The 13,344-nt window shown below is 53.1% G+C and carries 14 protein-coding genes; 9 read left to right on the top strand and 5 right to left on the bottom strand.

The window, feature by feature from the left end; genetic code table 11:
- Positions 1-144: 144 nt before the first annotated feature.
- Together ACMHXH_RS09390 and ACMHXH_RS09385 are read left to right on the top strand one after the other, a co-directional pair.
- On the top strand, positions 145-978 hold the full coding sequence (locus ACMHXH_RS09390; protein WP_039034504.1) for a MaoC/PaaZ C-terminal domain-containing protein: 834 nt from the start codon (positions 145-147) through the stop codon (positions 976-978).
- A 233-nt stretch (positions 979-1,211) separates the two neighbouring features.
- Complete coding sequence (locus tag ACMHXH_RS09385; protein ID WP_335912479.1) at positions 1,212-2,918, top strand: formate--tetrahydrofolate ligase; 1,707 nt, start codon at positions 1,212-1,214, stop codon at positions 2,916-2,918.
- 57 nt (positions 2,919-2,975) lie between these two features.
- Here ACMHXH_RS09385 and ACMHXH_RS09380 read toward each other — a convergent pair whose 3' ends face one another.
- Positions 2,976-4,595: a mechanosensitive ion channel family protein gene (locus tag ACMHXH_RS09380; RefSeq protein ID WP_144361048.1), complete on the bottom strand. Its 1,620-nt coding sequence runs from the start codon at positions 4,593-4,595 to the stop codon at positions 2,976-2,978.
- A gap of 181 nt (positions 4,596-4,776) precedes the next feature.
- Here ACMHXH_RS09380 and ACMHXH_RS09375 point away from each other — a divergent pair, with 181 nt between their 5' ends.
- Positions 4,777-5,112 carry a hypothetical protein gene (locus ACMHXH_RS09375; protein WP_234500922.1) on the top strand — a complete coding sequence of 112 codons (336 nt, stop codon included), beginning with the start codon at positions 4,777-4,779 and terminating at the stop codon, positions 5,110-5,112.
- 4 nt (positions 5,113-5,116) lie between these two features.
- Here ACMHXH_RS09375 and ACMHXH_RS09370 read toward each other — a convergent pair whose 3' ends face one another.
- Complete coding sequence (locus ACMHXH_RS09370; RefSeq protein ID WP_039034459.1) at positions 5,117-5,242, bottom strand: hypothetical protein; 126 nt, start codon at positions 5,240-5,242, stop codon at positions 5,117-5,119.
- Between the two features lie 236 nt (positions 5,243-5,478).
- Between ACMHXH_RS09370 and ACMHXH_RS09365 the strand changes: the two genes are divergently transcribed.
- The 6 genes from ACMHXH_RS09365 to rraB all read left to right on the top strand — a co-directional run bounded on the left by ACMHXH_RS09365 (position 5,479) and on the right by rraB (position 10,028).
- Positions 5,479-5,778: a hypothetical protein gene (locus ACMHXH_RS09365; RefSeq protein WP_082014291.1), complete on the top strand. Its 300-nt coding sequence runs from the start codon at positions 5,479-5,481 to the stop codon at positions 5,776-5,778.
- 81 nt (positions 5,779-5,859) lie between these two features.
- Positions 5,860-7,059: a hypothetical protein gene (locus tag ACMHXH_RS09360; RefSeq protein WP_144361046.1), complete on the top strand. Its 1,200-nt coding sequence runs from the start codon at positions 5,860-5,862 to the stop codon at positions 7,057-7,059.
- Positions 7,043-7,951 (top strand): metal ABC transporter solute-binding protein, Zn/Mn family, encoded by a 909-nt coding sequence (locus ACMHXH_RS09355; protein WP_144361045.1) that lies wholly within the window; start codon positions 7,043-7,045, stop codon positions 7,949-7,951. The genes ACMHXH_RS09360 and ACMHXH_RS09355 overlap by 17 nt, the downstream gene beginning before the upstream one ends.
- 2 nt (positions 7,952-7,953) lie before the next feature.
- Entirely contained in the window at positions 7,954-8,715 is a 762-nt protein-coding gene (locus ACMHXH_RS09350; RefSeq protein WP_144361044.1) for a metal ABC transporter permease, read from the top strand.
- Between the two features lie 149 nt (positions 8,716-8,864).
- A complete protein-coding gene (locus ACMHXH_RS09345) occupies positions 8,865-9,608 on the top strand; it encodes a 1-acylglycerol-3-phosphate O-acyltransferase (protein ID WP_039034463.1) in 744 nt (247 codons plus the stop codon).
- Between the two features lie 30 nt (positions 9,609-9,638).
- The gene (gene rraB / locus ACMHXH_RS09340; RefSeq protein ID WP_025009331.1) at positions 9,639-10,028 is read left to right on the top strand and encodes a ribonuclease E inhibitor RraB; all 390 of its coding nucleotides are present in this window, start codon (positions 9,639-9,641) and stop codon (positions 10,026-10,028) included.
- Between the two features lie 76 nt (positions 10,029-10,104).
- On the opposite strand, the gene degS is transcribed toward rraB, so the two are convergent.
- The 3 genes from degS to ACMHXH_RS09325 form a co-directional block, all read right to left on the bottom strand.
- A complete protein-coding gene (gene degS / locus ACMHXH_RS09335; protein ID WP_039034464.1) occupies positions 10,105-11,187 on the bottom strand; it encodes an outer membrane-stress sensor serine endopeptidase DegS in 1,083 nt (360 codons plus the stop codon).
- Positions 11,188-11,336: 149 nt separating this feature from the next.
- Positions 11,337-12,692, bottom strand: coding sequence for a Do family serine endopeptidase DegQ (gene degQ, locus ACMHXH_RS09330; protein ID WP_335912480.1), 1,356 nt, complete (start codon positions 12,690-12,692; stop codon positions 11,337-11,339).
- Positions 12,693-12,836: 144 nt separating this feature from the next.
- Entirely contained in the window at positions 12,837-13,190 is a 354-nt protein-coding gene (locus ACMHXH_RS09325) for a ZapG family protein (protein ID WP_052248117.1), read from the bottom strand.
- Positions 13,191-13,344: the final 154 nt, after the last annotated feature.

Here is a 13,344-nt window from a genome sequence, read left to right as displayed (position 1 = left end):
TTGGCATCAGAGCCAAGCGCTTATGGCGGACAGATCGCAAAATCATAGATAGCTCCGAAAACGGCAGGGATGAGGTATAATGCTCGGCTTGGAATACTCAAGGTGGGCTTTTTGGTTATGGAATTCAGTGTCGAACTGCGAACAATGCCTTCGTTGTTTTCGCTGTATCGCAAGATTTTTTTCGGGCGAAAGCCTGGCTGGGACAACCAGCCTTTACCTCGTATCAGCGTTAATACTCCCGGCGTGGCTTTGGAGCCCGGCAAGGTGGCCGACTACGCTCAGGTGTGTGGCTTCGAGTTTGATGGCAAAACTCTGCCGCCTACCTATCTGTACGTGATGGCCTTCAGGTTGCATGCGGTGATCTTTACCCATGACGCTATCACTTTTCCTCTGCTGGGAATGATCCACCTGCGTAATCGTATCAGTCAGTTTCGCAGTGTTACTGTGGATGAGCGTTTCGATATCGACTGTCGCCTTACTGATAGCCGAGAGACAGATTCCGGGCTGGAGTTTGACCTTATCTCCAGGGTGACTGTGGCCGGAGAGCTGGTGTGGGAATCCCTATCGACTTATCTGTATCGCATAGATAAGCCGGGGCGCAGGGCAAGGCCACCCAAAGCCGGGGATATTCTGTGGGAAAACCCCAGTGTCTGGGAGTTGGGTGACGATTTGGGGCGGCGTTATGCCAGAGCCTCGGGTGACTATAACCTGATCCATCTGCATCCCCTGCTTTCCAAGCGTTTTGGTTTCGACCGGGTGCTGGCTCACGGCATGTGGTCCAAGGCCCGCTGCGTGGCTCAGTTGATGCCTGAGCTGGGCAATAAACCCTGTGTCATTGACGTGGCGTTCAAGTTGCCGCTGTTTATGCCGGCCAGTGTCTGCTTCTGCGCCGAGCCCATGGAGCAGGGCTATAAGTTTGAACTCAGGGATCAAAAGGGGCGTAGGCCACACCTTTGTGGTGAGCTCTCCCTGCTCTGAGCTGTCGGGGCCTAGGTTTCCGACCTTGGCCTCTGTTTGGCTCTATTATTCCTGCGCTCGCTATTTTCCTTCCGTTCGGAAACTGTTTTTCGGCCAATTCCGGCCAGAGATTTCTTGACTCAGATTAAGGTATTGCTGAATAAAGAGCGCTCCGACTTTAGCTTGAAGCCGGAATGGCCTAGTATGCGGGTCCTTTGATCTATTTGCTTTGGCCCTTGTGGGAGTTTTACTGAATGTTGAAGGACATAGAGATCTCTAGAATGACGCCGAGGCGTCCCATTGAGCATATCGCTACTGAGCTGGGTTTGCGTCCCGGTGAGTTCAGCTGTTACGGCGACCACAAGGCAAAAATCCCGCTGTCCTTGCTCGAACGGGTCTATGACTATCTACCCGGTAAGCTGATTCTGGTGACTGCAATAACGCCTACGTCACACGGTGAAGGCAAGACGGTGACCAGCATAGGTTTGACCCAGGCCCTGCATGCGCTCGAGCACAAGGTCTGCGCCTGTTTGCGCCAGCCCAGTATGGGGCCTGTCTTTGGCGTCAAAGGGGGGGCTGCCGGCGGTGGTTATGCCCAGATAGTGCCGATGGAAGAACTGAATCTGCATCTTACCGGGGACATTCACGCCATTACCAGCGCCCATAACCTGGCCGCCGCTGCGCTGGATGCCAGGTTGCATCATGAGCAGCGCCTCGGGGCAGCAGAATTTAGCCGTCGCAGTGGCTTGGATGCGCTCAATATCGATCCGGAAAAGCTCTTTTGGCACAGGGTGATGGATCACAATGATCGTAGCTTACGGCAGATTCAGATAGGGCTGGGAAATAACAATGGCCCGGAGCATGAGTCTGGCTTTGATATCACCGCCGCCTCGGAGCTGATGGCGATTTTGGCCCTGAGTCGCGATCTTGCCGATATGCGCCGCCGTGTTGGTCAGGTGTTGCTGGCGCTCGACACTGCTGGACAGGCGATTACCGCCGAGCGGCTCGGGGTTGCCGGTGCCATGTGCGCTATTTTGCGTCAGGCGTTGGAGCCGACACTGATGCAGACTCTTAACGGTGCCCCTTGTCTTATCCACACCGGACCCTTTGCCAATATCGCCCACGGCAACTCCTCTATTATTGCCGATGAGATGGCGCTGAAACTCAGCGATTATGTGGTCACTGAAGGCGGCTTTGGCTCGGATATGGGCTTTGAAAAGTTTTGTAATATTAAGGCACCTGTTTCCGGACGTCAGCCTGATTGCACCGTCTTGGTGGCGACCTTGAGAGCACTTAAGAGTAACGCAGGACTCAAGGGCGAGGCAGTAAGCCGGCCTAACCAGCAGGCTCTGGAGCAGGGCTTTGTCAATCTGGCCTGGCACCTGGCCAATGTGCGCCGTTACGGCACACCTGTGGTGGTGGCTATCAACCGTTTTCCCGAAGATACCGAGCAGGAGCTTGAGTGGTTGAGACAGGCCTGCCTCACCGAGGGTGCCGATGCTTGCGAACTCAGTGAGGCTTTTGCCCTCGGTGCCGATGGAGCCAAGGCTCTGGCCGAGTCGGTATTGGCAGCCATAGGTAAGGGTGATGGCTTCAAGCCTCTCTATGACCCTTCGCTTGGACTCGAGGCCAGTCTGGCAACTCTGGCCGAGCTTGGTTATGGCGCTGCCGGGGTTGAGTTGTCGGCCAAGGCCCGTGAGCAACTTGCCGAGATCCAGCGCCTTGGCGCAGACAAGTTGCCTGTGTGTATGGCTAAGACGCCTATGTCTATCAGTCACGATCCCAAACTCAAGGGGGCGCCCAGCGGTTTTACTTTGCCTATTACTGAGCTTAGGCTCAATGCCGGAGCCGGTTTTGTCACCGCTTTGGTGGGCAAGGTGATGACAATGCCTGGGCTGGGTTTGAACCCAGGCTACCGGCATATCGATATTAATGAGCAGGGTGAAGTGATAGGGCTTTAATTCGACAACAAAGGGCGCAGATGCGCCCTTTGTTGTATTGGAGACTGCCGCGCCGATTTAACCGCGATAGAAGTGTACGTCCCGCTGCGGGAATGGAATGCTGATCCCTTCCTCGTCGAAGCGCATCTTCACTGCCCGGGTAATGTCCCAGTAAACCTCCCAATAATCTTCCGGCCTGACCCAGGGGCGCACCACAAAGTCCACCGAGGATTCACCCAATAGGTGCAGTTTAACCGTGGGCTCAGGGTGTTTCAGTACCTTGGGATGCTCTTGTACCAGTTGCTCCAGCACGGCTTCGGCCTGTTCGATATTGTCGCTGTAACTGATGCCGAAGGTCATATCTACCCGTCTGTGATGCTCGGCGGTGATATTGTTAATGGTATCGCCCCAAATTTTGTTGTTGGGAACAATCAGTCGTTGGTTGTCCAGGGTCTTGATGGTCGTTGAAACCAGGCTCATATGGCTGACTCGGCCAGTGACTCCGGCGGCATGGATCAGATCTCCCACATCGAAGGGTCGATAGATGAGGATCATCATTCCTGAGGCGAAGTTGGATAGGGTATCTTGCAGCGCAAAACCGATAATCACCCCGGCAATACCGAAACCAGCCAGTAGAGGCCCGAGTTCGAATCCCAGCTGTGACAAGGCGATCAACAAGCCCAAAGTGAAGATGACCTTGCCCGAAAGCGAGGTGAAGAAGTCTTGCAGCAGCTTGCTGAACTTGAGCTTGGAGTTACTGACCGCCTTGGCAACGATTCGCTTGGTCAGTTTGGCCAGCAAGACGGTAAGTAGCAAGATAAACAAAAAGATAAATATCTTGAACAGTATATCCGGCCCGCCTTCAACCAACTGCGCCTTGGCGATTTCAAACCATTGTCCCGCCAGGCTGGAGACAACATCGATATTGAGTACATCCTGGGTGATATCCCCCGAGATGGCAAACAGGGTCTTTTTCAGATCGCTGGTATCCACATCCAACTTATCCAGCATGCTTATCACTGCGCTCAGGCTGCTGCTGTTGTTTTCCAGTCGCTCTTTCAGCAGGGTCAAGGTCTTGCTCTGCTCGCTGCTGACATCTTTGCCCGCCAGCGCATTTTCGGCCATTTGCACGGCCAACTGCTGCTGGTTATAGCTCACCAGGCTCTCCAGCAACCCGGCTCTGACGATAAGACGTTGCTTGAGTGATTCTTTCGCCTGGCTGACATCCTGCCCCAGTTGTTCTGACCAATTGAGCAGTTCCAGCAAGCCTTTTTGAATTTCATCCTTTTCCAGGCTGCGGCGGGAGATCTCAAGCATCAGCTGTTGATCTTCCCCTTTGCCGAGCTTGCCCTGCAGCGACACTATCTCCTTGTCGAGATATTGCACCATCTGCTGCAGGAGTTGCCGCTGCGTTTGCAGGTGCGGCAGAACGTTCATCAGGGCCTGAGGGGCTGCATTCTTGTCGCCAATGGCATCTATGCTCTCTTTGAGTTTATTTCGCTGTGCCAGAGTCAGTGCCTTGATCCTAAACTCAGTCACTGCCTTGAGTTCGCCCTTGGCAGTGCGAAGCTGTTGGATATTTTGTCTTATAGTTTGCTGTATCAAAGTGAACTGCTCGGTGGCGAGCGGTTCAGGTTCAGATGCAAAGGATTGCCAGGAAAGAGTTAAACACAACAGGAGCAAGAGAGATCTAACCATGTTTTTAGTCCGATTTTTATCTGTTTTTCTGAAGTGTTGGAGTTAATAAATATGACACGAAAATTTCCATGGTGCCTAAAAAGCGCATGGATTTGTGGTTTTTCGCACATGGGAGATATAAGGCGGACGCCAGCTTTGCTAGAATAGCGCCCCTTTGTTGAACTCGCCGGAGAACGCCCGAGTGTTATGCTCCAATTGCAATAAAACCTTTAATGTTTCTCAGATAGCCCAGCAGCGGGGCAGCGGCTTTTCTGCGCAGATCCAGTGTCCTCATTGCGAGGCCTGGCTTGGAAAGACGCCTTGGTTATTGAAATTGAAACTGGCGGGTTTTTATCTGGGGGTGGCTGCGGCTATTTGTGCCTGGTTGATACCAGAGACCAGACACTTCGGGATACCTGTCGCAATCCTTGGGCTGATCGTCTTGCTGATCAGCCACCTGATGGATCATCTGCACACGGTTGAAGCGCCGGTTAAAGTTGAAGAGGATGATTCGGCGCAGCGGCAGAAGTACCGCTAACGGCTTATTCTATCACCTGTACCTGATTGGCCAGGGAGGTTTCTACGTAATAGATGCCGCCCAAAATAGCGCCGCAAAACAGAATGGCAAACAGGATAATCCCCAGGTTATTTTTGAGAAATGCCAACATAGCTTTTCCTTTGGTTAGGCTGCACTCATGGACGGGTCCGTGCGAGCACAAAGAGTATAGGGTAAACCTTAACCGGCAGAGCTTAAGCAGAACTTAATCTCCGCCCGGCCTGTGATTTGCGCCGAAACCTCTGCGCCGTTACATATCTTGTAACTTTTAGTTTCAGCTTCGCCCTGTTAACCTTGTTGCAACCTCGGGGCAGGCTGGCTTACACTAGCGCCGGATCTATCTGGGGGATGTTAGGTTTGGATATCGCTGTTCGCACAAGAAGCACTATTGCCATATGGCTTGCTGCCATATTGGTGCTCTTGTCTGTGGCTGCTTCGGCCCACAGCATCTCCCATCTCCAAGAGGGTCATAAGACCCACTGTACTCTCTGTTTTCATCAGCATCAGCTGAATAAGGTCATGCCCGGCACTGGGCTGCATCTGGATGCTGTCAAACAATCCTATATCAGAGTCAATCTTACGGCTCCTTCCTGGCAGGCGCCCCACGTTCGCCTGTTCAACAGTCGTGCTCCCCCTGTCACAGCCTGAATTTAAAGAAACCTCTATTTAAATTTTGCTATCGACCGCATGGAATTGCGGTGCGATGACTGCTGTATTTCAGGAGCTAAAATGACTGTTTTTTCAACTCGTATTTCGCCTCTGGCCTTGGCCTGTGGCTTGGCTTCCACCTGTGCAATGGCCCAGGACCCTACGCTGACCAATCCGGCGATCAGTGCGGTTTTGGATGGCTATTATCAAACGGCGGATCGTCCCTTGGCCGAGCGTCAGGAAGGTTTTGGTCTGGGGGAAACCGAACTGGCGCTCAGCGCCAATATTGACGATATGTTCTATGGAAAAGTCACCACCATCATAGAAAACCATGATGGTGATACCGAAGTGGAGCTGGAAGAGGCTTTTATTCAAACTTTGGCGATGCCGGCAGGGTTTGCGGTGCGTGCCGGTCGTTTCCTGTCTGACGTGGGCTATCTCAATAACCAGCATCCCCACACAGACGCCTTTACCGACCGACCGGCGGCTTACCGTGCATTCTTGGGCAATCACTACTTCGATGATGGTATCCGCTTGAACTATGTGGCGCCGACTGATCTTTACTGGGTCATGGGGCTGGAGGCCTTCAAAGGTGACAAGATGCGTGCCGAGGATGAACACGGTGAACGCGAGTTCGAGGATGTGGGTGTCTACACCGCTTACACCAAGATAGGCGGTGATATAGGGGCAGACAGCTCATGGCAGTTGGGACTGTCATATCTGCGCAATGAAAATGGCCGCATGACCCCTTTTGAAGAGCACGCGGGTGAGGAAGAGGAGCATGATCACGGCCACGAAGGTCACAGTCATGGTGCTGCTTATACGGGGGAAAATACCTATATTGCCGACTTTGTTTACAAGTGGGCGCCCAACGGCAACTACAAGTATCAGCATCTGACTGTGAGTGGTGAGTATTTCCGGGTGGCAGATTTCGTTGCCGAGGCCGAGCATGAGCATCACGAGGATGAACACGCCCATGCTGAGCCGAAAGATTACCATCAGGGCTGGTATCTGAGCGGTGTCTACCAATGGAGCCCCAGCTGGTCTACCGGGATCCGTTACGGTGAGCTGGATACCCAGCAGGCCCACGACGATCATTTCCACGGTCAGAAGCTGAAAGAAACCGAAGTTAGCCTGGCCTGGCATCACAGCCATTTCTCTACCGTAAGACTGCAGTACACCAATCAGCGTGGCACTAATTTCGACGGTATCGAAGACGACAATGTTATCACTCTGCAATACGTTATGACTCTGGGGGCCCACGGTGCGCATCAATTCTAAATTTGTCGGCCTGGCCACGGCCGCTTTGACTCTGGTGGCCAGTTGGCAGGCTCAGGCCAGCCTGAATATTTTTGCCTGTGAACCTGAATATGCCGCGTTGGCCAAGAGCTTGGCGCCGGATGCGAACATCTATTCGGCCACAACCGCCTTGCAGGATCCTCACCAGGTGCAGGCGCGGCCCAGTTTAATCGCCAAGATGCGCCAGGCTGATCTGGCGGTCTGCGCCGGTGCGGATCTGGAAATCGGTTGGTTGCCTATGCTGCAGATGAAATCTTCCAACGCCAAGGTGCGCTCTACGGATCAGGGGCTGTTTTTTGCAGCCGATCAGGTTGAGACCCTGGATAAGCTGGATTCGGTCGACCGCAGTATGGGGGATGTGCACGCCAAGGGGAATCCGCATCTGCACTTTGACCCTTATCGGATGCTGGATATCGCCAAGGCGCTGAGCGCCAAGCTGGTGGCCCTGGATCCTCAAGGAAAAGCCGACTATGAGGCTGCGCTCAAGGCATTCAGCGAGCGTTGGCAGCAGGCTATTCCCAACTGGGAAGCCGAAGCGGCATCACTCAAGGGCAAGAAGGTTATCGCCTATCACACCAGTTTCCGCTATCTGTTCAACTGGTTGGGAGTTTCTCAGGTCGCGGATCTTGAGCCCAAGCCCGGGTTGCCTCCCAGTAGTTCACATTTGGCTTCGCTGCTTGAGCGGGCAGGGCAAGGGGATGTCAGTGCCGTGGTAGTGGCATCCTATCAGGATGAACGTGGCGCCAACTGGTTGGGTGAAAGAGCCAAGCTGCCGGTATTGGTATTGCCCATGTCGGTCGGTGGTAACGCCCAGAGCCAGGATCTTTTCAGCCTGTATGATAGCGCCATCTCGCTGCTCAAGAGTGTGAATTGATTATGGACAGCGGACTGTTCAGCATACTCCTGCCGGCCTTTGCGGCCGGCCTGCTGGTGCTTTCAACCCATGTGGTATTGGGGCGCCAGGTGTTGAAGCGCGGGATCATCTTTATCGATCTGGCGATTGCCCAAGTCGCGGCACTGGGGGCGATAGTGGCGCATCTTAATCATGATTTGGAGGAGATCCCTTATTCTCATGTATGGATGCCGGCATTGTTTGCCCTGGCCGGGGCCGGAATCATAGCCTGGTTATCACGTAAAATGGCCTCTGAGCTGGAGGCCATGATCGGCTGCTTCTACGTGTTGGCTGCAGTGGCTGCCATGTTGTTGCTCTCCAACGACCCCCATGGTGCCGAGCTGCTCAAGCAACTGATGTCGGGGCAGATCCTTTGGGTCAACTGGCCACAACTGATCTTGCCGGCTCTGGTTTATACTCTGGTGTTGGGGCTATTGCTGTGGCGCCCGTCTTTGCTCAATGGCGCCGTGTTTTATCCCCTGTTTGCCCTGGTGATAACCCTGTCTGTGGAGCTGGTGGGTGTCTATCTGGTGTTCAGCACCTTGATTCTGCCGGCACTGGCGTTGAATAAATACAGCGGCCGTTTCGCACTTGGCTGGGCCTATCTGGTCGGAGTATTGGGTTATGTCGCCGGTCTGTGGGCCTCGGCGAGTTATGACCTGCCTAGTGGGGCCGCTATAGTGGCAACTCTGGCACTGAGCGCTCTGCTGTTTCGTATACTGTTAAGTTTCAGCGATCGTCACTGAGTTCAGGAAACTGAGAACAAGCCTCAAAATGCGGCCCGGCGGCCGCATTTTTTTTGCTGTTAAAAATCAGCGCACAGATGTAAACAAAAGATTGAGCCGCAGCAGGCCTGTAGCTATACTGTCCGCCGTTGCATAAGCGGAGTAAATTTATGCTGTTGATAGTCCGTTCTCTGCTGCTGGCAGTGCTCTTGTTGCTGGCCTTTGTTTTTGGTGGCATTTTTTGCATTTTACGCCCGAGACACAGAGATAATGTACACCTGTTTGCCCGACTTTTTTCGGCGGTAGCGCCCATATTGGGTGTTAAAGTTATAGTGCGAGCAGGCAAAACCAAACCGGGTGAGCCCTGTATCTTCCTGGCGAATCACCAAAATAATTTCGATATGTTTACCCATACTGCTGCGGTTCCCAAGGGCACTGTCAGCCTGGGGAAGAAAAGTCTGTTGTGGATGCCGCTATTTGGTCAGCTTTATTGGCTTTCGGGTAATATTCTCATCGATCGCAAGAACCGTGCCCGCGCCTTTGAAACCATGGCCGAAACGGCGCGCAAGATCAAAGAGAAATGCCTTTCTGTGTGGATCTTTCCTGAGGGTACCCGTAGTCGCGGTCGCGGCCTGTTGCCCTTTAAGGCTGGAGCATTTCATACCGCTATAGCCGCCGGAGTGCCTATGGTGCCTGTGCTGGCTTCCAATCAATGCCATATTAAGCTCAACCGCTGGAACAATGGTGTGGTGATTATTGAGATGATGGAGCCGGTGGCAACCCAAGGCTTGAGTAAGGCTAATGTCAAAGAGTTGTCCGATAAGATCCATGCCACCATGGCCAGTAAGCTCAAACAACTGAATGCCGAGGCGGCAGCACTTATGGGTAAAACTGTGCCCGCGGATATCGTATAATACCCTCTGACCTATTTTTCGGAGACAAGCATGTCCATTGAACGTCTGTTGCAGGCACAGAAGCAGGAAAACCGTGACATTATTCAGTCCTTGCTGGATGACGGTTCTGAGGCCGATGCTGAATACACCATAGAGCACCATTTTTCGTCCACTAACTTTGACCGTCTGGAAAAAGCCGCAGTCGATGCCTTTAAATTGGGCTTTGAGGTTAACGATGCTGAAGAGGTGGAACTGGATGACGGTAGTCTGATTTTCTGCTTTGACGCTATAGCCTATCATCAACTGGAAGCCGAGCTTCTGGATAAGGCCTGTGAGCAATTGCTGCAGCTTGCGGTCAAGCACAAGGTCGACTATGACGGCTGGGGCACCTATTACATAGGTGACGAGCTGGAAGATGAAGACGACGAAGAGCAGGACTAAGTCCTGTTACCAATAAAAACACCGGGTTCTTGACCCGGTGTTTTTGTTTCTGCCACCTTTACCGGCAGATTGATTTTCAGTTGTAGTCTACCGGTTTTTCGCCAATGACGACCGGAAGTTCTATCTGTTTACCGGCGCGGATCACCTGCAGGGTGACCTTGGTACCGGGGGGGGTCTCGGCAATCCTGTCCATCAGCATATAGATGCGGGTAACGTCTTCACCCTGATACTGAGTGATTACATCTCTGGGTCTCAAGCCAGCCAGCGCTGCCGGGCCATTAGGTTCTATGCCGGTCACAACTACGCCGCGAAGATCCGGCAAGTTGAGTATTTGGGCCACAACCGGGCTGACGTCTTCACCCGAGATCCCCAAGGCACCGCGAATAACCCGGCCATCCTTGATCAGTTTGCCCATGACGGCGTAGGCCAGCTTGATGGGAATGGCGAAGTTGATGCCATGGCCCCCCCCTTCACCACCTATCTGGAAGGCGGCAGTATTAATGCCTATGAGCCCCCCATGGGTATCAATCAAGGCGCCGCCCGAGTTACCGGCGTTGATGGCGGCGTCGGTTTGCAGAAAGTCCAGGTAGCCTGTACTCAGGCCATTACGGCCGGTGGCACTGATGATCCCCTGAGTGATGGTTTGTCCCAGGTTATAGGGGTTACCTATGGCCAGCACCACATCGCCCACCTGAGGAGGACTGTTGAGGTTAAGCGGCACCACGGGCAGATTTTCGCCTTGGATCTCCAGCACGGCCAGGTCGGTTTCCGGATCCTGACCGACCACTTCGGCACCGAATTTTCGGCCGTCCTGTAATGCCACTACAATCTCATCGGCCTTCTTGACTACATGATAGTTGGTGAGAATGTAGCCTTCTTTGCGCATGATAACGCCTGAGCCCAAGCCCTGCAGCGAACCGCCGTTAAGGGGGCGGCTTTGGTTGATGCTCAGGCTGTAGATGTTCACCACTGCAGGCGCGGCGCGGCGTACCGCTTTGGCAAAGGACAGCTCTGCACCACTGTTTCCCCTGAACTGCAACAGGTTGCCACCAAGATTGCCTTCGCCCATAAAACGGCTGACCAGCAGAAAGACTGCCGCCATTACCAGGCCAAAGACCACTGCTTTGCAGATATAGATCAGGGTTTCTTTCATTGTGATGACATTGCTGAATATTAAAAAAGGCTCGTTAGATTAGCATGTTTCTTGCTATTGCGAACAATAGTCAAGGCTCGGGAAGTTAATTTTGCCCTGAATTGGGCGCCGGAAATAAAAAAAGCGGGGAGCACCCCGCTTTTTCAGGATGGCTGTTAACCTCTGAGGATCAGATACAGGTTGCTATTGCCCCTGACTATCTTCAGCGCCACCGCGCCTTGCTGCTCTTTAAGCTCCTCTTTCAGCGCTTTTAGGGTGGTGGTCTTGGTGCGGTTAACCCCAATAATCAGGTCACCTTTTTGTAAGCCACTCATGGCCGCTGGAGAGTTCTGGGCGATATCGGTGATTTCGATACCTTTCTTGCTGTTCTCCAGTGTGGCACCGGCCAACATCGGATGAACAGCACCCGTCGCAGTTTCTTTCACCTGGCTGGCTTCGCCCAGGGTAACTTTGACTGTCTTGTCATCACCATCACGTATCAGGCCAAGCTCTATTTTACTACCGGCACCCATGGTGCCAATCTTGGCCCGCAGTTCTTGGAAGCTCTTGATCTTGCGCCCATTGATGCTGACGATAATATCGCCGGCCTTGATGCCTGCCTTGTCGGCGGCGCTGCCTTCCATTACTTCGCTGACAAAGCCACCGTGCTGGGTCTCGAGACCGAAGCCTTGAGCCAGTTCATTATCCAGATCACGACCCATAACCCCCAGCACGCCGCGGCGCACTTCGCCGTGTTCGATTATCTGATCCACCAGGCTGTGAACCATGTTGGCCGGTATCGCGAAACCGATACCTACGTTACCGCCGCCGGGAGCCACAATAGCGGTATTGATACCGATAAGCTCGCCGCGCAGGTTAACCAAGGCGCCGCCTGAGTTACCGCTGTTGATGGCGGCATCGGTTTGAATAAAGTTTTCCAGCATCTCTATGCCAAGGCCGGTGCGCCCCAGAGCACTGACGATACCTGAGGTGACGGTTTGCCCAAGACCGAAGGGGTTACCTATGGCTACGGCAAAGTCACCGACTCTTAAGTCATCCGAGTCGGCGGACTTGATTGCCGTGAGGTTGTCGGCTTCAATCTGCAGCAGAGCGATATCGGCGTCTTTATCTTTACCTATCAACTTGGCCTTTATTTCACGGCCGTCGTGTAGACCTATTTGAATATCATCGGCGCCATCAATCACATGGTTGTTGGTGACTATGTAGCCCTTATCGGCATCTATGATGACACCGGAGCCCAGGCCGCGGAAGGGGCGCTCCTGTACTTGCTCCTGAGGGGCATTGGGGCCAAAGAAGTAGCGGAAGATATCCGGTACCCGTTGGCGGGAAACCTGAGTGCCGGAAACGGCGACAGAGACAACTGCTGGAGTAGTTTGCTCCAACATGGGGGCCAGGCTCGGCATGGTTTGGCCGGCAACAGCTTGAGGTAGAGCGGCCTGGGAAACCACAGGAGCCAGTGTCAGTGTGGCTCCAAGCAGGGCGGCGGAAACAAGAGATAACTTGGTCTTCATCTATGCATTGCTCCTAATACGGGATCAAATAACCATGTACTGTTTGCCACCAAGGTGGCTGAATCTTAAAGGCTCTTTTACGAGCGTTCGGTAATTAATCCGACTTTAATCTTGTTTAAAAAGTTCATCCTTCATTAATAAAGATTAATTTTTAATGCTTTCCGGCGAGAGTACGGCGTCACTCTTGTCATCAAGGTCGCTGATACTGGTTTGCATAAATGGCAAAGGGGCCAGCTGTTCCTCTTTGGCTAATCTTTGGCTGCCCTGATTCCAGTGCTGATTAAGGCGATTGATTTGCTCTGTCAGTTGTCCCAGCAGTGCTCTCTGTTCGGCCAGATGATCACTGACTTCCTGTTTGTGTTGGCTCAACTCCATCTTGCTGCGTTCAATAGCCACACTTTTACTACTCTTGCTGAGTCCGCGGCTGACCAAGGTCTTGCCGATATAACCCAGTATTAACCCCAGAATGAAAGCCGCAAACACCAGTGGCCATTCCATATCGACTCCTTAAGTTTGTCTTTGTGTCTTAAGTTTTTGCCCGATCCCATAGGGATAATAGGCAAAATATACCCCGAGAGTGGGTCTCATGATACCATTTGCCGCCCCGACTCTGTTGCTTGAGTTGGGCTAGGGAAGATGCGAACAAGTCCTT

The sequence above is a fragment of the Shewanella sp. BJSY2023SW001 genome (assembly GCF_047314685.1).
Lineage (GTDB): Bacteria > Pseudomonadota > Gammaproteobacteria > Enterobacterales > Shewanellaceae > Shewanella > Shewanella indica.
This window is presented reverse-complemented; position numbering and strand designations above follow the sequence as displayed.